The sequence below is a fragment of the Aeromicrobium sp. UC242_57 genome (assembly GCF_044452305.1).
GTDB lineage: Bacteria > Actinomycetota > Actinomycetes > Propionibacteriales > Nocardioidaceae > Aeromicrobium.
This window is the reverse complement of sequence record NZ_JBIOAM010000001.1, coordinates 120,559-136,647: the sequence shown is the minus strand read 5'-3', so window position 1 is coordinate 136,647 and position 16,089 is coordinate 120,559. Positions and strand designations below refer to the sequence as shown.

Below are 16,089 nucleotides of genomic sequence, written 5' to 3'. Positions count from 1 at the left end.
GGGAAATGGCCGGGAATCCACCACCGGGGTGCGCCGCGTCGGCTCCCGCGATGGTGGTCCACGGCCAGCAAATTCAGGCCTTCTGGCGAGCTGTCACAGATCGATCACGAGACGATCACCGCAGGCCCGTGACACGCAGATCATCATGGTCGAGCCGTTGGCCTTCTCGTCGTCGGACAGCAGGTCGTCGCGATGGTCGACCTCGCCGGCCAGGACCTTGACCTCGCACGCGCCGCAGATGCCCATCTCGCAGGACGACGGGTGGTCGAACCCGGCCGTTCTGATCGCGTCGAGGATCGTCACGTCGGACTCGACCGTGACGACGGCCTCGCTGCGCGCCAGCGTGACCTGGAAGCTGCCCGCACCGCCGCTCGGCAGCGCCACGGGAGCAAACCGTTCCACGTGGAGGTCGGCGGAGCGGCCAACTCGGTCCATCTCCGCCGCCAGGGCGTCGATCAGCGGAGCAGGTCCGCAGCAGTGGACGGCTGCGCCGGGTGACGCAGCGACCACTGCGGCGAGGTCGATGAGGCCGTCGGTGTCCTGTGCGACGAGGCGCACCCGGTCTCCGAAGGCAGCGGCTCGCCGAGGAAGGCGAAGTGATCGCGCGAGCGTGCACCGTAGACCAGCGTCCAGGAGTCACCGCGAGCTTCGGCCTCGCGGAGCATCGGCAGGATCGGCGTGATCCCGATGCCACCGGCGACGAACAGGTGCTGCGATCCGTCCGCGAGACCGAACTCGCGACGGGGCTGTCCGACGCCCACGACGACGCCTGGGCGCAGCTCGCGGTGCGCCTCGACCGATCCCCCGCGTCCGCTGGGCTGTTCCAGCACGCCGATGCGCCAGCGGCCGGCGTCTGCCGGGTCTCCGCACAGCGAGTACTGGCGGGTCGTCCCCGAGGGCAGGTGGATGTCGACGTGATCGCCGGCCTTCCAGAGCGGCAGGTCGATCCCTTGTGGGGAGACGGCCGTAGGACGTGATGCTCTCCCCCTGGCGGCGGCACACGTCGACCCTGAGCCGCAGGACCTCGCCATTTCGGCTCTGCTCAGACACTGGCATCGTTCTGGTCCTGCACTTGTCGCATGAGTTCTCCCACGGCCCGATATTAGTTACGTATAAGGATATACGAAATATCCGGCGACAGGATATCAACTCCGCCAACTCCGGTCACGCGTCGCAGGAAGCTTCCACCACCACGAAGGCACCCGCCCTGCGGTCGCAGGGATCGGGTGCCTCCGATCTCGTAGGAGATCACATGGTCGGGATGACAGGATTCGAACCTGCGACCTCACCGCCCCAAACGGCGCGCGCTACCAAGCTGCGCTACATCCCGTAGCCGGGTCAGTCTAGAGGACGTGCAGCAGCGCCGACGCGATGCCCCTCACCTGACGAAGCCGTCGGCGTCACCACTGACGACCCCGCCGTACTGACCCAGGGCACGTGGCTTGCCGCTTCCGCCCGGCAGGTACAAGAGCACCTGGTGGTAGTAGTTGAGCCTGCCCGAGCCGGCAATGCCGGATGCCAGGAACGCCTGCTGCGGAGTACCTTCGGGCCAGGTGATCGTCAGGCCGTCCTTGACCTCGTAGGTGTCGGTGCGCAACAGGGTGACGAAGGCCAGGGCTCCCCCGTCGGACGTCCGGAGCGCGAACTCCACGTCGTCGGCGGCCCACGTCTGGGAGAAGGTCACGTTCGGCAGATCGGCATTCGTCGCGGCCGTCTGACGCATCTGCTTGATGAACGAGTCGTTCTCGACGGCAGTCGCCGACTGCGAGCCGGGATCACCGAGGGCCTTGACATAGGCCGTCGCCGCCGCGTCGACCGACATCGACACACCTCGGCCGTCGTCGGGCCTGACCTTGACCGGCGCACCCCCACGTCGTCTGACGTCGGGCAAGGTCGTCTCGGCGAGCGTCTCCGGGCTCGCGACCAGCAGCCAAGGATCGACGGCGGAGGCCCGCTCGAAGATCTGCACCCGGTTGACGTCGCGCGTGTCGTCGCGCACGACCGCATAGAACCACAGCGGGTACTTCGTGAACTTCGGCGTCAGCACCTCCACGACGTCAGGCGCCGGCACATCACCTCCCTGGCTCTGGGCCAGCCGTTGGGAGACCTCGAAGGAGCCGGTGTCGATCGCGAGGACCGGGCCGCTCTCGACGGTCGACAAGGGCTTGGGGTCGAGCAGCCGGCGGCGGCGTTGCGCACCTCGGTGTAGCGCTCGAAGATCTGCTCGACGTCGGCAGACCGCGCAGCCGTCTTCTCGGGGGCCAGGTCGCTGCGCTCGTGCGGCACCGCGCAGGCGGGCAGCGCCAGCAGGCACAGCAGCACGACGAGGCGCCTCATCTCTGCTCCTCCTCGTCGTCGACGATCTCGAAGTCGGCGAGCTGCGTCCTCGGTGATCTGGTGCTCGACGCCGTCCTCGTCGACGAAGACGTACACGACGTCCTCCTCGACGTCCCGATCGTCGTCCTGGTCAGACTCCTCCACCTCGAAGACCTCGTCGACGGCTCGAGACCCTCGGCTTCCTCGGCAGAGATCTCGTGCTCGACCCCGTCGTCGTCGACGTACACGTAGATCACCTCGTCGGACGTCTCCTGCTCGTCGGCGGCCCACTCGTCGGACCAGAGGTGGCGGCGGCGCAGCAGCAGACCCAGCCACCCCAGCCCGAGCCCACCCAGCAACATCGCCAGGCCCTTCGTGAAACCGCCCGAGACGCCGTACGCGGCGGTGACGGTCAGACCCGACAAGTTCGACGACCCGACCGAGAGGATCGCCAGGGAGACCGTCTCGTCGGGCAGCTCGACGCTGATGCTCGCGCCGCCAAGGCGCGCCGAGCTCGCGATCCACCAGTCGAGTGCCGTCGGGGCGCCGGGCAGGCCGGGCTGGCCGTCGACCTCGCGAGTCTCGAGCTGCCAGGGACGCCGGAAGCCGTGACCTCCAGCCGTTGAGTCCGGGCGACGAAGTCCGTGACGTCGACGGAGTTGGCCAGACCGATGAAGATCGGCTTGCGCGCCGGGACCTCGGCCCGCACGTCGAGCCTGACATTGGCCCAGCTGATGACCTTCGGGGCGGTGACAACCGCAACGTCATCGGTCTCGATGGCGTGCGGTCCGGTGGAGAACCGGCTGTCGGGACCGAGCACGACCATGACGGCCGCGCCCAGCAGCGCGATGAGCACGCCGAGCACGGACATCGCCCAGCCCAGCTTGCTCCGCATCGACACGCTCCGTCTCGGGCCCACTGACAGGGCGCCGCCCCGACCCTACCGCCCAGAACTCATGTCGGCAGTGAGACTCACCACGGCACGGCGGACGGCATCGTCCTCGCTGCCGAGTCAGTACAGGGCGCTGGCGAGCGCGCGGCGCGCCGACATCACGACCGGGTCGGCGATGCCCACGACCGTGAACAGCTCGAGCAGTCGCTCGCGCACGAGATCGCGCTCGTCGCCGGAGGTCCGCTTGACCAGGTCGATCAGGCGCAGGAACGCATCTTCGACCTTGCCGCCGCTGACATCGAGGTCGGCGACGAGCATCTGGGCCTGGATGTCGTCGGGGTTGTCGCCGGCGGCCTGACGGGCAGCCTGCAGGTCGGCGCCCTTGGTGCGCGAGAGCCACTTGACGCGGGCCAGCCGCTCGGCGACCTCGACATCGGCCGGGTACTGGACGCGCAGCTTCTCGTACTCGGCCACGGCCGTGTCGAAGTCGCTGGCCATGAACGCCTCTTCGGCGGGAGCGAACCGCGGATCTTCGGGCTCTTCGAGATCGTCGGCAGGCTCGGACGCACCGCCGGACGCCGGTGCCCGGCCAGCCAGACCGTTCTCAGCGGCGATCTTGACGAGCTCGTCGAAGAACCGTCGCATCTCTGCCTCGTCGACAGTTCCTTGGAACAGCGGGACCGGCTGCCCCTTGACCAGGCCGGCGACGTACGGGACACCTTGCACGTTGAGCGCCTGGGCGATCTGCGGGTTGGCGTCGACGTCGACCCGCGCCAGCAGGATCTGGCCGGCGTAGGAGTTGATGACAGCGGCCAGGGTGTCGTTGAACGCGGTGGCCTGCTGCGATCGCGGCGACCACAGTCCCAGCACCACGACGTACGACATCGAACCTTCGAGCGCGACGGTCTGGAAGGTCGCCTCGTCGATGTCGACGACGTAGGAGCCAGCGGCTCCGCCAGCAGCCGGTGCTGCGGGACGTGCGGCGGGTTGCTTCAGCGCGGACAGATCGATGGCACCGGGGCGCGAGAAGTTCATGCTGCCCATTGTAGGAAGTGCGGTCCAGCGCTGTCAGTTGCCTTCCATGAGCCGCTGCTCCATGGTCTTGCCGCGCAGTCCAGAACGCTGGATGACCCGCTGGATCGTCAGGTCGCGCGCATCGGGGTCACCGATGAACCGGATGTTCCGCAGCCCTTGCGCCTGGGCCGCCGACTCGAAGATGAAGTGCCCGTAGCCGAGCATCCGACCGAGCAACGGCTTCTCGACCGTGATGTCGAGGATGCGGGTGATCGGCATCGTGGCGATGCGCACCGAGAAGACGCCCGACATGCGGAAGACGCGCATGTTGGTGATCACGAAGATGTCGCGATGCTCCCTGGCCGTCAGGTAGAGGGCGTGCGCCAGCACGCCGAAGCTGACCAGGAGGAAGAACCATCCGACGGCGATAGGGCCGACGACGACCAGGATCCACAACAGCAGCGCACCGATGACCTCGGCGATCGGACGCCAGTAGACGATCCGGTGGTGTCGGACGAGGTCGATGACCATCTCGCCCTCGTCGTGGAGCAGATGACGGTCGACGTCCTGTTCTGGGAGGCGATCGAGCAACGCCCGGATCACGGCACGCCTATTCGACGAGCTCGTTGAAGAAGACTCCCACCTGGCTGAAGGCGTCCATGATGCCGCCGAAAGCATCGCTCACGGCGTCAGCAGCACTAGCCGGCGTGTTCAACAGGTAGTAGATGATGAACCCGACGACGAGCAGAGAGATGACCTTCTTCAGCACGCAGCCATTCTGCACACACGGCGAGGCCGATCGGGGGCAGGCGCGCCGGTCAGAGGCTCTCGACCAGCGACTCGGCTGCGGCGAACGGATCAGCCTGGCCTGACAGCACCTGCTCGGCAAGGGTGTCGAGTCGCACGTCGGCCGACAGGTGCGAGAAGCGCGACTGCACGTCGGCCAGCGCGAGGCCCTCGATCTCGCGGCGGATGCGCGCGAGCCGCCGGCGGGTCAGCTCACCGGACTGGTCGAGGTGTGCCTTGTGGGCGGCGATCTCGTCGACGACCTCGGCCACGCCCTCCCCCGTCGTGGCTGTCGTCAACAGGATCGGCGGCTTCCAGGCGCCGTCTGCCCGGTCGGTCATCGCGATGACCGCCCGCAGCTCGCGCCTGGTGGTGGCGGCGCCGTCTCGGTCGGCCTTGTTGACGACGAAGAGGTCACCGATCTCGAGGATCCCGGCCTTCGCGGCCTGGATGCCGTCCCCCATGCCGGGTGCCAGCAGCACCAGCGTCGTGTCGACGAGACCCGCGACCTCGACCTCAGACTGCCCGACACCGACGGTCTCGACCAGGATCACGTCGCAGCCGGCCGCGTCGAGCACCCGCAATGCTTGCGGCGCCGTCGCCGACAGCCCACCGAGGTGTCCCCGGCTGGCCATCGAACGGATGAAGACACCGTCGTCGAGGGCATGGTCCTGCATGCGGATGCGGTCGCCCAGCAAGGCGCCTCCGGAGAACGGGGACGACGGGTCGACCGCCAGCACGCCGACCCGTTGGCCGGTGGCCCGCAGCGCGCTGACGAGCGCTGAGGTCGACGTCGACTTGCCGACGCCCGGCGAACCGGTCAGGCCCACGATGTGAGCGCGGCCCACGTGAGGCGTCAGCGCTGCGCTGACCTCGCGCAGCAGAGGCGACCGGTCCTCGACCAGGGAGATCAGTCGCGCCACGGCCCGGGGTTCTGCGGCACGAGCCCGTTCGACGAGCTCTGCCACCGGGGTGGCGCGACTGTCCCTCGACACTGCTACTTCTTGGGAACGCGGATGATCAGGGCGTCGCCCTGGCCTCCGCCGCCACACAGCGCCGCCGCACCGATGCCGCCGCCGCGGCGACCGAGCTCCAGCGCCAGGTGCAGCACGATGCGGGCACCCGAGGCGCCGATCGGGTGACCGAGAGCGATCGCACCACCGTTGACGTTGACGATGTCCTCGGAGATGCCGAGCTCCTGCGCGCTGGCGATGCCGACAGCCGCGAAGGCCTCGTTGAGCTCGACCAGGTCGAGATCGGCAGCCGTGAGGCCCTCTTTGTCGAGCGCCTTCTTGATCGCGTTGGCCGGCTGGCTCTGCAGGCTCGAGTCGGGTCCGGCGACGACACCGGCAGCGCCGATCTCGGCGATCCAGGACAGTCCGAGCTCTTGCGCCTTGGCCTTGCTCATGACGACGACTGCCGCGGCACCGTCGGAGATCTGGCTGGCCGATCCGGCGGTGATGGTGCCGTCCTTGGCGAAGGCGGGACGCAGCTTGCCCAGCGACTCGGCGGTCGTGTCGCCGCGCACGCCTTCGTCGTCCTTGACGATGACCGCATCGCCGCGACGCGACGGGATCTCGACGGGGACGATCTCGTCGTCGAAGAGGCCGTTCTTGGCGGCAGCGGCGGCCAGCTGGTGCGACCGGGCGCTGAACGCGTCCTGCTCCTCGCGGGAGAAGTTCTGCACGTCCTTGTTGATCTGCTCGGTCAGGTTGCCCATCGCCTGATCGGTGATCGCGTCCCACAGGCCGTCGTACGCCATGTGGTCGACGAGCTTGGTGTCGCCGTACTTGGTGCCTTCGCGCGAGCCGGCCAGGAAGTGCGGCGCCTGGGTCATCGACTCCTGCCCGCCGGCGACGATGACGTCGTACTCACCTGCGCGGATCAGCTGGTCGGCCAGCGCGATCGCGTTGATGCCCGACAGGCAGACCTTGTTGATCGTCAGCGCCGGGACGCCGAGCGGGATGCCGCCCTTGAACGCGGCCTGGCGGGCCGGGATCTGGCCGGCGCCGGCCTGCAGCACCTGGCCCATGATGACGTAGTCGACCTGCTCACCGGAGATACCGGCCTTGTCGAGCGCTCCCTTGATGGCGAGACCGCCGAGGTCAGAGCCCGACAGGGTCTTCAGACCACCGAGAAGACGGCCGATCGGGGTACGTGCGCCAGCAACGATGACGGACTCGGTCATGAGATGTGCTCCTTCGAAGACAGTTTCTTCACTTTACTCGGAGGTAATAGGTCGTTAACCCCGTGTGTGCCCGGGATCACGTCGCCACCCCTCACTCTACGCAGCCGACCCCAGCCAGCACGACTAGTTTGCGAGCCTGACTAGTCTGATCTACGGTCTAGTCATGGACATCGAGAGCCAACCCCCCGACTGGGTGCGTGCAGTGCTGCCCATGGCAGTCCTGTCGATCGTCTGCGAGGAAGAGACGTACGGCTACGCGATCGCCCACCGGCTGCAATCCGCCGGCCTCGGAGCGATCAAGGGCGGCACGCTCTACCCCGTGCTCAACCGGCTCGAGGCCGCCGACCTCCTGACGTCATCCTGGCGCGAAGGAGTCGGCGGCCCGGGACGCGAGTTCTTCACCGCGACGGCCGCAGGACGAGCCCACATCGACGAGCGCGCCACCGCCTGGCGCACCTTCAGCCAGCAAGTCGACGACCTTCTTCCCACCCGAGGAGCACGCCATGACACCCCCTGACAGCTACCAGCAGCGACTGATCCTGGCGCTTCGTCTCAAGGACGTGCCAGGTGACCGCATCGGCGAGATCGTCGCCGAGGTCGAGAGCCATGTCGCCGAGACGGGCGAAGACCCCACCGAGGCCTTCGGCACGCCACGGCACTACGCCGCCAGCTTGACGGACGAGCACCGGCCCGCCCCGTGGTGGTGGACGACGATCAGCATCATCAAGCCCGCCGGCGCCGGATGGCTCGTGGCGCAGGGAGTCCTCTCACTTCTGCTCGGCGAAACTTTCGCCGGACGATCCGGGTGGATCTGGGTCGTGCTGGGGCTGGTCGTCGGAATCCCCGGAGGGGTGAGCGTCTGGCGCCGCTCGACGCGCGTGCGAGACCCGCGGAACGGATCCGACCTGGTGCCGTTCTCGCCCGGCGCTCTGATCATGCTGATCGGCGGGCCGATCTTCCTGGTGCTGGCTGCTTTCGCGGCAATCCGGATCTTCGGCTGAGCCTCCCAGGGCGCCTGCTCTACGCTGCTGCACATGACTCAGCCTCTGGTCCCCGCCCACCTGCTCCTGACGATCGACCACGTCGGCATCGCTGTGCCCGACCTCGATGACGCGCTCGACTTCTACGCCAAGACCTTCGGCCTGCACTCCGTGCACGAAGAAGTCAACGAGGAGCAGGGCGTGCGGGAGGCGATGCTCGCGGTCGGCGACTCCGACACCCGCATCCAGCTCCTCGCGCCGTTGAGCGAGGAGTCGACGATCGCCAAGTTCATCGCCCGCAACGGGCAGGGCATCCAGCAGCTCGCCTACCGGGTCGCCGACATCGAGGCGGTCTCGGCCATCCTGCGCGAGCGCGGCGTGCGGCTGCTGTACGACGCCCCCAAGCGAGGAACGTCCGACTCGCGCGTCAACTTCGTGCATCCCAAGGACGCCGGCGGCGTGCTGGTCGAGCTCGTGGAGCCGGCCCAGAGCGCCGCTCACTGAGCCGACATGACGCACTGAGTTCTGGATCACATCGCTGACGGGTGTTGCCCGATGGTTAACGCTCGGTAACATCGCCGGGATATCTACCTGGAGGTACCACCCGTGCAGCAGATTCTCGATGCCATCCTCGCCGGCGACACGGCCCCCGAGGAGTTCGCGTCCATCGCCCTTCCTGAGACCTACAAGGGCATCACCGTCCACAAGGACGAAGTCGACATGTTCGAGGGAATTGCGAGCAAGGACAAGGATCCTCGCAAGAGCCTCCACCTCGACGACGTACCGATCCCCGAGCTGGCGCCCGGCGAAGCACTCGTCGCCGTCATGGCCAGCGCGATCAACTACAACACCGTCTGGACCTCGATCTTCGAGCCGGTCTCCACATTCGGCTTCCTCGAGCGCTACGGCCGCCTGAGCGAGTACACCAAGCGCCACGACCTGCCGTACCACGTCGTCGGCTCGGACCTGTCCGGCGTCGTGCTGCGCGTCGGCCCCGGTGTCAACAAGTGGGCTCCCGGCCGCGAGGTCGTCGCCCACTGCCTGTCGGTCGAGCTCGAGAGCCCCGACGGCCACAACGACACGATGATGGACCCCGAGCAGCGCATCTGGGGCTTCGAGACCAACTTCGGCGGCCTGGCCCAGCCGCGATCGTCAAGGCCAACCAGCTCATGCCGAAGCCCGCCCACCTGACGTGGGAAGAGGCCGCCAGCCCGGGCCTGGTCAACTCGACGGCCTACCGCCAGCTCGTGTCGACCAACGGCGCCAACATGAAGCAGGGCGACACGGTCCTGATCTGGGGCGCCTCGGGCGGCCTCGGCTCGTATGCGACGCAGTTCGCCCTCAACGGCGGTGCGACGCCCGTGTGCGTCGTGTCGTCGCCCGAGAAGGCCGAGATCGTCCGCAAGATGGGCGCCGGCCGTCATCGACCGTTCGGCCGAGGACTACAAGTTCTGGAAGGACGAGAACACCCAGGACCCCAAGGAGTGGCAGCGCTTCGGCAAGAAGATCCGTCGCTGACCGGCGGCGACGATCCCGACATCGTCTTCGAGCACCCGGGACGCGAGACCTTCGGCGCCAGCGTCTACGTCGCCCGCAAGGGCGGCACGATCGTGACCTGCGCGTCGACCTCGGGCTACATGCACCAGTACGACAACCGCTACCTGTGGATGAACCTCAAGAACATCAAGAGCCGCACTTCGCCAACTACCGCGAGTCCTGGGAAGCCGACAAGCTGATCGACAAGGGCCTGATCCACCCGACGGTCTCCAAGGTCTACACCCTGGAGAACACCGGACAGGCAGCGCTCGACGTGCACCACAACCTGCACCAGGGCAAGGTCGGCGTGCTGTGCCTGGCACCAGAAGAGGGCCTCGGCGTCCGCGACGAGGACAAGCGCGCCAAGCACATCGACAAGATCAACCGCTTCCGCGGTATCTGGAGGCTGTCGAAAAAGTTCACCCACCGAGCCCGGGCACGACCTCTCGAGGTCGTGCCCGGGCCGCATGTGGCCGGGTAAGGTACAACTACACCTGACCACGCCCGATCGTCACGAGGGATCTGCATGTCCGACCAGCCCGGTTTGTCCATCTTCGATGCTGCCTCGTCGGCGGCCGACGCTTCTTTCCCGCTGGCTCGACGCGGCGGTTACGACAGCGACGCGGTAGATGCCTGGGTGCGGACCCAGTCGGCCGAGCTGCAGCGCCTGGCCGAGGGGCTCCACGCCTCCCAGAGCGAGAACGACAGCCTGCGCGAGACGATCGACGAGCCCACCGAGCGAGTAGAGACCGTCGAGAAGCCCAGCTACACCGGCTTGGGACATCACGCGGCCCAGCTGCTCGGACTGGCCGAGCAGGAGGCTGACGACGTCCGCAGCCGCGCGAGCCGCGAGGCCCACGAGCTGGTCAAGAACGCCGAGGACGAAGCTGCCATGATCCTGGCCACGGCGCACCACGATGCCGAGCAGCTGCGTGGTCAGGCCGTCGCCGAGCCTCGAGGAGAAGCGCAAGCAACTGCTCGAGGACGCCGAGGCGATGCACGCCGACGCCGAGGCCCACACCGACGACCTGCGCGCCCAGGCCGAGCGCGAGGCCGCCCAGGTCAAGCTCGCCGCAGAGCAGGACGCCCAGAACATGCGCCTCGGTGCGACCCGCGAGGTCGAGCAGGCACGCGCCGCTGCCGATCGCGAGGTCACCGAGGCCCGCCGCGTGCTGGCGGTCGAGAAGGAGCGCCTGGCCCGCGAGGCCTCAGAGAACCATGCCTCGGCGACCGAGCAGACCGCCAAGCTGGTCAAGGATGCCGAGACCCGCGCTGCGGCCGCAGACGAGCGGGCCCGCACCATCATGGCCCAGGCCACCAAGGCTCGCGAAGCAGCTGCGACCGAGGCCACTCGCCTGCTCGAGAACGCCAAGACCGAGTCGCAGCAGCTGGTCACCGGCGCCAATGCCGAAGCCCAGAAGATCCGGGTCACTGCGACCAGCGACGTCGAGCGCCAGACCCGCGTGCTGCGGGCCGAGGTCGAAGAGCTGCAGCGCCGCCGCGACGGCATCATGGCCCAGATGGGTCAGCTGCGCGACATCGTGTCGACATTCGCGCCTGGCAGCGTCGAAGCCGCTGCCGACGAAGCCGACGAAGCCGACGCGAGTGACGAGGCCGAGTCCGAGTCCGAGTCCGAAGACGCCAAGTCCGAAGACTCCAAGTAGGCCCCGTTCGGCTCCTGAGTCAGTCGGCCGGCTGCACCGGCACGTCGGCGAACGCCGCCACGGTCCGGTTGGCGTAGGCCGACGAGTCAGCCCGCTCCATGGGGCCGTCCCACGTCGTCGGCAGGGGCAGCGCCACCTGGGGCGCGAGCTTGCGGGTGATCTCGTCCAGCACGCGCTCTGAATCGCCCACCCACAGGTGCTTGGCCCCGTCGACGCCGATGACCTCCGCCTGTGGGATGGCCGCGAACCGCTCACGCGCTGCGGCCGGCTGGAGGTAGTCGTCGTGCTCGGGCACCACTGCCGTGACCGGCACACCGGACTCGGCCCAGACCTGCAGGTGCTCGGGGCGGGAGAATCGCAGCGGCGGAGACAGCAGCACGATTCCCTGCACGGACGGCTCATGCCCGTACATCAGGGCCAGGTCGGTGCCGAAGGACCAGCCCACCAGCCAGATGTTGGGCAGCTCGGCGAACTCGGCGTGCTCCACGGCCGCAGCGACGTCGAACCGCTCCCCCACGGCGTTCTCGAAGGAACCATCGCTCGTGCCTTGGACGCTGGACGTTCCGCGGGTGTTGAAGCGCAGGACCGCGATCCCGGCCAGCCCGGCAGCCGGTAGGCGGCCTTGCGGAAGATGTGGCTGTCCATCATCCCGCCATGGGTCGGCAGCGGGTGCAGGCAGATCATCGTCGCCACCGGATCTCGATCAGCCGGCAACGCAAGCTCGCCGACCAGGCTCAGGCCGTCTGCCGTCTCGAGGGTGATGGGTTCACGCCTGGCCGGCAGAACCGAGTTGCCGCCGATCTTCTGGGTCATGGAGGTACGTCCGTCCGCTTAGTGACGCCTGGCCCAGCACGGCTTGTGCCAGTGCCGGCGTTCGTCGATGGCAGCCTCGCTCAGCAACGCCTTCTCGACGGGCCACACCACGAGGTGCGGAAGGCCACGTGAGATGAGCTGCGAGCACCCTGGACAGCGATAGTCCTTGGTCGACGTGCCGCGTATCGCCCGAACCATCCAGTCGCCATCGGCCTTGCGTTCTTGCTGCTCGGCAGCAGCGCGCAGGGGCGGCGTCGACGGCCGGGGAACGCGTCGTCGAGGCATGACTCCAGTCTACGGGGGACGCTTCGGCGCTCAGTACGTGTGGAAGCCCTCACCGGTCTTGCGGCCGAGCTTGCCTTCGTCGACGAGACGTTCGAGCGTCGGAGCAGGCGCCCAGCCGGCGTGGCCGAAGGCACGGACCAGCGACTGCTGGATGGCCAAGGACACATCGTTGCCGACGACGTCGAGCAGCCGAAGGGTCCCATCGGCAGCTGGTCGCCTTCAACGCCTCATCGATCTCGGCCAGCGACGATCCGTCGGCCTCGTGCAGCTTGACGGCGTCGTTGAGATAGGGGAACAGCAGCGCGTTGACGATGAAGCCGGCGCGATCGCTGCAGGACACCGGGTACTTGCCGGTCGCCAGGCAGAGTGCCCGCACCGTCTCGTCGACCTCGATCGACGTCTCGTCGGCCGTGACGACCTCGACGAGCTTCATGATCGCGGCAGGGTTGAAGAAGTGCATGCCGATGACGTCCTGCGGACGCTTCGTCGCGGCCGCACACGCGTTGATCGACAGCGACGAAGTCGTGGTGGCCAGGATCGCGCCGGGCTTGGCGATGCGGTCGAGATCGCGGAACAGCTCGAGCTTGATGTCGAGGTCTTCGGCGATCGCCTCGACGATGATGTCGGCGTCGGCGAGCGCCTCGCGCTGCGTCGATCCGGTCAGCCGATCGAGGATCGAGGACTTGCCGTCCTCGTCGAGCTTGCCCCGCGCGACCGCCTTGTCGAGGCTCTTGGTGATCGCGGCGATGACGCCGGCCACCTTGTCGTCACCGCGGCCCACGAACGTCACGTCGTAGCCGGCCTTGGCAAAGACCTCGACGATGCCCGAGGCCATGGTGCCCGTGCCGACGACGCCGACCCGGCGGATCTCGTGGCGCAGCTGTGGTGCGTCGTCAGCACTGCCTGCGGCGCTCGAGGCGAAGCTCGTGCCAGCGGCGGCCTGGTCGACCAGGACCGAGACGGGCTGGTGCACCGGATCGCCGGTCTCGGCATAGAGCTTCTCGAGTCCTGCGACGACGTTTCTCGCGCCCAGAGCGTCGGTCAGAGCCAGCGGACCGATGGGGAATCCGCAACCGAAACGCATCGAGGCGTCGATGTCGCCGCTGGTCGCGTAACCACTCTCGAACATCGTGGCGGCGTGGTTCAGATACGGCAGGAGAAGCGTGCGGGCGATCTGCGCGGCCCGGTCTTCGGCGGCGAGGTGATCGACTATTTCCTGCATGGCTACTCCTCAGTAATAAAGCGGTCGTGTCACACTAACGTTTCCTGACGAACACCAAAAGGGAGTCTGATGAAGCTTCGTGTGATGGTGGCCACAGCCACAATCGCCGTCTCCATGACTGCGCTGTCCGCCTGTGCCTCCGACGACGCATCCGATCCGCTCACGTCGCCGACCTCGGCGACGACGACGCCGCCGGTGACGTCCCAGGCCCCTTCGGTCGACCCCACGGAAGAGGCCGCAGTCGCCCTGCGCGGTGACTGGGAGATCACGTCGGAGGACTACGTCCTGCACCTCATCGAGGACGGCACGTTCATCGAGGACTTCGAGGGCGTCAAGGACTTCCGCGTCGGCAAGTACAGCGTCGACGGCGACACGATCTCGCTGGTCGGCGACGACGGCAACACCGACGAGGGCAAGATCGTCGACGACACCCTCGTGTTCACGCTCGGCACGGCCACCCGCATCCAGTGAGGCTCGTGATCGCCCGCTGCCAGGTCGACTACGCAGGTCGCCTCGCAGCGCATCTCCCCCTGGCCACCCGCCTCATCATGGTCAAGAACGACGGCTCGGTGCTGATCCACTCCGACGGCGGTTCGTACAAGCCGCTCAACTGGATGAGCCCGCCGTGCACGCTGCGAGAAGGCACCGCCGACGACGGGGTCATCGAGTGGACAGTCACCGCCGGCAAGACCGACGACACCCTGCGCATCCGGATCGAGGAGGTGCTGCACGACTCGGCCCACGAGCTCGGCATCGATCCGGGCCTGCAGAAAGATGGCGTCGAGAAGCACCTTCAAGAGCTCCTCGCCGAGCACACCACGGCCTTGGGCCCGGGCATGAGCCTGGTGCGGCGCGAGTTCATGACCGCGATCGGACCGGTCGATCTGCTGTGCAAGGACGCGGGCAATGCCTCGGTCGCCGTCGAGATCAAGCGGCGTGGCGACATCGACGGCGTCGAGCAGCTGACCCGCTACCTCGAGCTGATGAACCGCGACCCAGCGCTGCGCCCCGTGCGGGGTATTTTCGCGGCCCAGGAGATCAAGCCGCAGGCTCGGGTGCTGGCGACCGATCGCGGCATCGAGTGCGTCGTCGTCAACTACGACGAGCTGCGCGGTATCGACGACCCGAGCCTGAGGCTCTTCTAGTCAGAGCAGCGGGACGTTGAAGAACGTCGTGCCGAGCGCGTCCCAACGGTCGGTCTCGCAGCCGTTGGTTCGGTTGAACGTCGCGTCGACCTTCTTGCCCTCGTACGTGCCCGTGACCTTCGCGACCTGCGGGCCGCCGTACAGCTCGGTGCAGGCAGTGTCGGCCGGCACCGGGTCGAAGGCTGTCGCGCCGACCTCGTCCAGCACGTCGCAGGCCTGCTCGGACTGGGGATGATCTCCCCCGGCCGGGTCACAGGTCAACCGGTAGGTCGCGGGCTCAGCGCCCTCGTCCGTCGTCACGAAGATTCGCAGCGAGGTGCCGGAACCGGCGTCGGACTCCCCCGACGCCGCGTCGTCGGACGTCCCACCGCACGCGGCTACGACGAGCAGCGCAGCGACCGCACACAGCGACCTGGACGCCAGCGACCTAGGCAGCAGCAACTCAGGCACCGGCGATCCGGGGTGCCGTCGGATCGGCTCCGGCCGACTTCTCCTCACGAGCGACCCAGTCCTCGATGCGCTCGTAGTCGTCCTTCGAGCGCGTGACGACCGCGAGCAGGTCGCTCATCTTGGAGACCTCTTCGACCTGCTCCTTGATGAACCACTGCATGAACTGGTCAGAGGCGTAGTCGTTGTTCTCGCGTGCGATGCGCGTCAGGTCGTTGATCTGCTCGGTGACCCGCTTCTCCTGCTCGAGGGCCGCCGCCACGGGCTCGACGACGTCGGCGAAGTCGAAGCGGGGCGCGGCGATCGCGGGGATCACGGGAGTGTGGTCGGCGTCGAGGAGGTACTGGACCATCATCATCGCGTGATCGCGCTTCTCCTGCGCCTGCTGATAGAACAGCGCCGCCATCTGCGGCATCGTCAAGGCGTCGTAGTACGTCGCGATCGCGATGTACTGCTGGTGCGCCTCGAACTCGTTGCCGATCTGCTCGTTGAGTCGTTCGGTGAATGCTGGTGCTGCCATGTGTCCCATGCTCCCCTTCTATCAGAATGATGAGTCATCAGTAAGGCGAGGCTCACCTCATCCTGATACTCTGGGCTCGTGCCCCCGAAGCCCAAGAAGAAGTGCTGCAGTGACAAAGCCTCCCTGCAAGCGCTGCCCGCTGCGCATGATGCGCGAAGGCACACTTCCCGAGGGCTACACGGTCAAGAAGCGCAAGCCGTCAAGGTCGACAAGTCGAAGAAGACCAACAAGACCAAGACGAAGATCGCGGCCTGACCGCACAGCTCGACCCTAGGTCACCT

General features: G+C 67.5%; 26 protein-coding genes, 1 tRNA gene and 2 pseudogenes. 11 read left to right on the top strand and 18 right to left on the bottom strand.

What is annotated here, in order from left to right:
- Window positions 1-93: 93 nt before the first annotated feature.
- The 12 genes from ACHMWU_RS00940 to ACHMWU_RS00885 form a co-directional block, all read right to left on the bottom strand.
- The gene (locus ACHMWU_RS00940) at window positions 94-384 is read right to left on the bottom strand and encodes a 2Fe-2S iron-sulfur cluster-binding protein (RefSeq protein ID WP_396041260.1); all 291 of its coding nucleotides are present in this window, start codon (window positions 382-384) and stop codon (window positions 94-96) included.
- Window positions 385-455: 71 nt separating this feature from the next.
- Window positions 456-1,031, bottom strand: coding sequence for a ferredoxin reductase (locus ACHMWU_RS00935; RefSeq protein WP_396041259.1), 576 nt, complete (start codon window positions 1,029-1,031; stop codon window positions 456-458).
- 222 nt (window positions 1,032-1,253) lie between these two features.
- Window positions 1,254-1,330 (bottom strand) — tRNA-Pro (locus tag ACHMWU_RS00930).
- Window positions 1,331-1,378: 48 nt separating this feature from the next.
- Window positions 1,379-2,071, bottom strand: a complete 693-nt coding sequence (locus ACHMWU_RS00925) for a hypothetical protein (RefSeq protein ID WP_396041258.1) — start codon at window positions 2,069-2,071, stop codon at window positions 1,379-1,381.
- Window positions 2,041-2,337, bottom strand: a complete 297-nt coding sequence (locus ACHMWU_RS00920; protein ID WP_396041257.1) for a hypothetical protein — start codon at window positions 2,335-2,337, stop codon at window positions 2,041-2,043. Before ACHMWU_RS00920 ends, ACHMWU_RS00925 begins: the two co-directional genes overlap by 31 nt.
- Window positions 2,334-2,741, bottom strand: coding sequence for a hypothetical protein (locus ACHMWU_RS00915; protein ID WP_396041255.1), 408 nt, complete (start codon window positions 2,739-2,741; stop codon window positions 2,334-2,336). The genes ACHMWU_RS00920 and ACHMWU_RS00915 overlap by 4 nt, the downstream gene beginning before the upstream one ends.
- Window positions 2,729-3,211 (bottom strand): hypothetical protein, encoded by a 483-nt coding sequence (locus ACHMWU_RS00910; protein ID WP_396041254.1) that lies wholly within the window; start codon window positions 3,209-3,211, stop codon window positions 2,729-2,731. Before ACHMWU_RS00910 ends, ACHMWU_RS00915 begins: the two co-directional genes overlap by 13 nt.
- Window positions 3,212-3,328: 117 nt before the next feature.
- Window positions 3,329-4,243, bottom strand: coding sequence for a co-chaperone YbbN (locus ACHMWU_RS00905; protein ID WP_396041252.1), 915 nt, complete (start codon window positions 4,241-4,243; stop codon window positions 3,329-3,331).
- A 33-nt stretch (window positions 4,244-4,276) separates the two neighbouring features.
- Entirely contained in the window at window positions 4,277-4,813 is a 537-nt protein-coding gene (locus tag ACHMWU_RS00900) for a PH domain-containing protein (protein WP_396041251.1), read from the bottom strand.
- 19 nt (window positions 4,814-4,832) lie between these two features.
- Window positions 4,833-4,991 (bottom strand): hypothetical protein, encoded by a 159-nt coding sequence (locus ACHMWU_RS00895; protein ID WP_396041250.1) that lies wholly within the window; start codon window positions 4,989-4,991, stop codon window positions 4,833-4,835.
- 49 nt (window positions 4,992-5,040) lie between these two features.
- Entirely contained in the window at window positions 5,041-5,976 is a 936-nt protein-coding gene (meaB, locus tag ACHMWU_RS00890) for a methylmalonyl Co-A mutase-associated GTPase MeaB (RefSeq protein ID WP_396041249.1), read from the bottom strand.
- A gap of 29 nt (window positions 5,977-6,005) precedes the next feature.
- Window positions 6,006-7,196 (bottom strand): acetyl-CoA C-acetyltransferase, encoded by a 1,191-nt coding sequence (locus ACHMWU_RS00885; protein ID WP_396041247.1) that lies wholly within the window; start codon window positions 7,194-7,196, stop codon window positions 6,006-6,008.
- Window positions 7,197-7,359: 163 nt separating this feature from the next.
- Between ACHMWU_RS00885 and ACHMWU_RS00880 the strand changes: the two genes are divergently transcribed.
- From ACHMWU_RS00880 to ACHMWU_RS00845, 8 genes and pseudogenes are all read left to right on the top strand, one after another.
- On the top strand, window positions 7,360-7,713 hold the full coding sequence (locus ACHMWU_RS00880; protein ID WP_396041246.1) for a PadR family transcriptional regulator: 354 nt from the start codon (window positions 7,360-7,362) through the stop codon (window positions 7,711-7,713).
- On the top strand, window positions 7,700-8,197 hold the full coding sequence (locus ACHMWU_RS00875) for an HAAS signaling domain-containing protein (RefSeq protein WP_396041245.1): 498 nt from the start codon (window positions 7,700-7,702) through the stop codon (window positions 8,195-8,197). The genes ACHMWU_RS00880 and ACHMWU_RS00875 overlap by 14 nt, the downstream gene beginning before the upstream one ends.
- A 33-nt stretch (window positions 8,198-8,230) precedes the next feature.
- Window positions 8,231-8,680 carry a methylmalonyl-CoA epimerase gene (gene mce, locus ACHMWU_RS00870; RefSeq protein ID WP_396041243.1) on the top strand — a complete coding sequence of 150 codons (450 nt, stop codon included), beginning with the start codon at window positions 8,231-8,233 and terminating at the stop codon, window positions 8,678-8,680.
- A gap of 102 nt (window positions 8,681-8,782) precedes the next feature.
- Entirely contained in the window at window positions 8,783-9,367 is a 585-nt protein-coding gene (locus ACHMWU_RS00865; RefSeq protein ID WP_396041242.1) for an alcohol dehydrogenase catalytic domain-containing protein, read from the top strand.
- Window positions 9,346-9,912, top strand: a complete 567-nt coding sequence (locus ACHMWU_RS00860) for a hypothetical protein (RefSeq protein WP_396041241.1) — start codon at window positions 9,346-9,348, stop codon at window positions 9,910-9,912. The genes ACHMWU_RS00865 and ACHMWU_RS00860 overlap by 22 nt, the downstream gene beginning before the upstream one ends.
- Complete coding sequence (locus ACHMWU_RS00855; RefSeq protein WP_396041240.1) at window positions 9,840-10,193, top strand: hypothetical protein; 354 nt, start codon at window positions 9,840-9,842, stop codon at window positions 10,191-10,193. Before ACHMWU_RS00860 ends, ACHMWU_RS00855 begins: the two co-directional genes overlap by 73 nt.
- A 45-nt stretch (window positions 10,194-10,238) precedes the next feature.
- Window positions 10,239-10,592, top strand: a pseudogene (locus ACHMWU_RS00850) (DivIVA domain-containing protein); the annotation flags it as partial.
- Between the two features lie 115 nt (window positions 10,593-10,707).
- Window positions 10,708-11,376: a hypothetical protein gene (locus ACHMWU_RS00845; protein WP_396041860.1), complete on the top strand. Its 669-nt coding sequence runs from the start codon at window positions 10,708-10,710 to the stop codon at window positions 11,374-11,376.
- A gap of 19 nt (window positions 11,377-11,395) precedes the next feature.
- Here the strand turns inward: ACHMWU_RS00845 and ACHMWU_RS00840 are convergent, their stop codons facing one another.
- The 4 genes and pseudogenes from ACHMWU_RS00840 to ACHMWU_RS00825 all read right to left on the bottom strand — a co-directional run bounded on the left by ACHMWU_RS00840 (window position 11,396) and on the right by ACHMWU_RS00825 (window position 13,603).
- Window positions 11,396-11,863 carry an alpha/beta hydrolase gene (locus ACHMWU_RS00840; protein WP_396041239.1) on the bottom strand — a complete coding sequence of 156 codons (468 nt, stop codon included), beginning with the start codon at window positions 11,861-11,863 and terminating at the stop codon, window positions 11,396-11,398.
- Window positions 11,788-12,189: a hypothetical protein gene (locus ACHMWU_RS00835; RefSeq protein WP_396041238.1), complete on the bottom strand. Its 402-nt coding sequence runs from the start codon at window positions 12,187-12,189 to the stop codon at window positions 11,788-11,790. The genes ACHMWU_RS00840 and ACHMWU_RS00835 overlap by 76 nt, the downstream gene beginning before the upstream one ends.
- A gap of 18 nt (window positions 12,190-12,207) precedes the next feature.
- On the bottom strand, window positions 12,208-12,474 hold the full coding sequence (locus ACHMWU_RS00830; protein ID WP_396041237.1) for a hypothetical protein: 267 nt from the start codon (window positions 12,472-12,474) through the stop codon (window positions 12,208-12,210).
- Window positions 12,475-12,504: 30 nt separating this feature from the next.
- Window positions 12,505-13,603: pseudogene (locus tag ACHMWU_RS00825) on the bottom strand (3-hydroxyacyl-CoA dehydrogenase NAD-binding domain-containing protein).
- Between the two features lie 207 nt (window positions 13,604-13,810).
- Here ACHMWU_RS00825 and ACHMWU_RS00820 point away from each other — a divergent pair.
- Window positions 13,811-14,167, top strand: coding sequence for an Atu4866 domain-containing protein (locus ACHMWU_RS00820; protein WP_396041236.1), 357 nt, complete (start codon window positions 13,811-13,813; stop codon window positions 14,165-14,167).
- Window positions 14,164-14,841 carry an endonuclease NucS gene (nucS, locus tag ACHMWU_RS00815; RefSeq protein ID WP_396041234.1) on the top strand — a complete coding sequence of 226 codons (678 nt, stop codon included), beginning with the start codon at window positions 14,164-14,166 and terminating at the stop codon, window positions 14,839-14,841. The genes ACHMWU_RS00820 and nucS overlap by 4 nt, the downstream gene beginning before the upstream one ends.
- Here nucS and ACHMWU_RS00810 read toward each other — a convergent pair whose 3' ends face one another.
- Together ACHMWU_RS00810 and ACHMWU_RS00805 are read right to left on the bottom strand one after the other, a co-directional pair.
- A complete protein-coding gene (locus tag ACHMWU_RS00810) occupies window positions 14,842-15,291 on the bottom strand; it encodes an SSI family serine proteinase inhibitor (protein WP_396041232.1) in 450 nt (149 codons plus the stop codon).
- Complete coding sequence (locus ACHMWU_RS00805; RefSeq protein WP_396041230.1) at window positions 15,284-15,817, bottom strand: ferritin; 534 nt, start codon at window positions 15,815-15,817, stop codon at window positions 15,284-15,286. Before ACHMWU_RS00805 ends, ACHMWU_RS00810 begins: the two co-directional genes overlap by 8 nt.
- A 69-nt stretch (window positions 15,818-15,886) precedes the next feature.
- On the opposite strand from ACHMWU_RS00805, the gene ACHMWU_RS00800 reads away from it, so the two are divergent.
- A complete protein-coding gene (locus ACHMWU_RS00800) occupies window positions 15,887-16,063 on the top strand; it encodes a hypothetical protein (protein WP_396041228.1) in 177 nt (58 codons plus the stop codon).
- Window positions 16,064-16,089 lie beyond the last annotated feature (26 nt).

Excerpts from the sequence above, each read along its gene's own strand:
- ACHMWU_RS00880 (WP_396041246.1), top strand. The coding sequence starts at position 7,360 with ATGGACATCGAGAGCCAACCCCCCGACTGGGTGCGTGCAGTGCTGCCC.
- ACHMWU_RS00910 (WP_396041254.1), bottom strand. The coding sequence starts at position 3,211 with ATGCGGAGCAAGCTGGGCTGGGCGATGTCCGTGCTCGGCGTGCTCATC.
- ACHMWU_RS00920 (WP_396041257.1), bottom strand. The coding sequence starts at position 2,337 with ATGAGGCGCCTCGTCGTGCTGCTGTGCCTGCTGGCGCTGCCCGCCTGC.
- ACHMWU_RS00820 (WP_396041236.1), top strand. The coding sequence starts at position 13,811 with ATGACTGCGCTGTCCGCCTGTGCCTCCGACGACGCATCCGATCCGCTC.
- ACHMWU_RS00805 (WP_396041230.1), bottom strand. The coding sequence starts at position 15,817 with ATGGGACACATGGCAGCACCAGCATTCACCGAACGACTCAACGAGCAG.
- ACHMWU_RS00835 (WP_396041238.1), bottom strand. The coding sequence starts at position 12,189 with ATGACCCAGAAGATCGGCGGCAACTCGGTTCTGCCGGCCAGGCGTGAA.
- ACHMWU_RS00845 (WP_396041860.1), top strand. The coding sequence starts at position 10,708 with ATGCACGCCGACGCCGAGGCCCACACCGACGACCTGCGCGCCCAGGCC.
- ACHMWU_RS00935 (WP_396041259.1), bottom strand. The coding sequence starts at position 1,031 with ATGGCGAGGTCCTGCGGCTCAGGGTCGACGTGTGCCGCCGCCAGGGGG.
- ACHMWU_RS00830 (WP_396041237.1), bottom strand. The coding sequence starts at position 12,474 with ATGCCTCGACGACGCGTTCCCCGGCCGTCGACGCCGCCCCTGCGCGCT.
- ACHMWU_RS00885 (WP_396041247.1), bottom strand. The coding sequence starts at position 7,196 with ATGACCGAGTCCGTCATCGTTGCTGGCGCACGTACCCCGATCGGCCGT.
- mce (WP_396041243.1), top strand. The coding sequence starts at position 8,231 with ATGACTCAGCCTCTGGTCCCCGCCCACCTGCTCCTGACGATCGACCAC.
- ACHMWU_RS00860 (WP_396041241.1), top strand. The coding sequence starts at position 9,346 with ATGCCGAAGCCCGCCCACCTGACGTGGGAAGAGGCCGCCAGCCCGGGC.
- ACHMWU_RS00875 (WP_396041245.1), top strand. The coding sequence starts at position 7,700 with ATGACACCCCCTGACAGCTACCAGCAGCGACTGATCCTGGCGCTTCGT.
- ACHMWU_RS00905 (WP_396041252.1), bottom strand. The coding sequence starts at position 4,243 with ATGAACTTCTCGCGCCCCGGTGCCATCGATCTGTCCGCGCTGAAGCAA.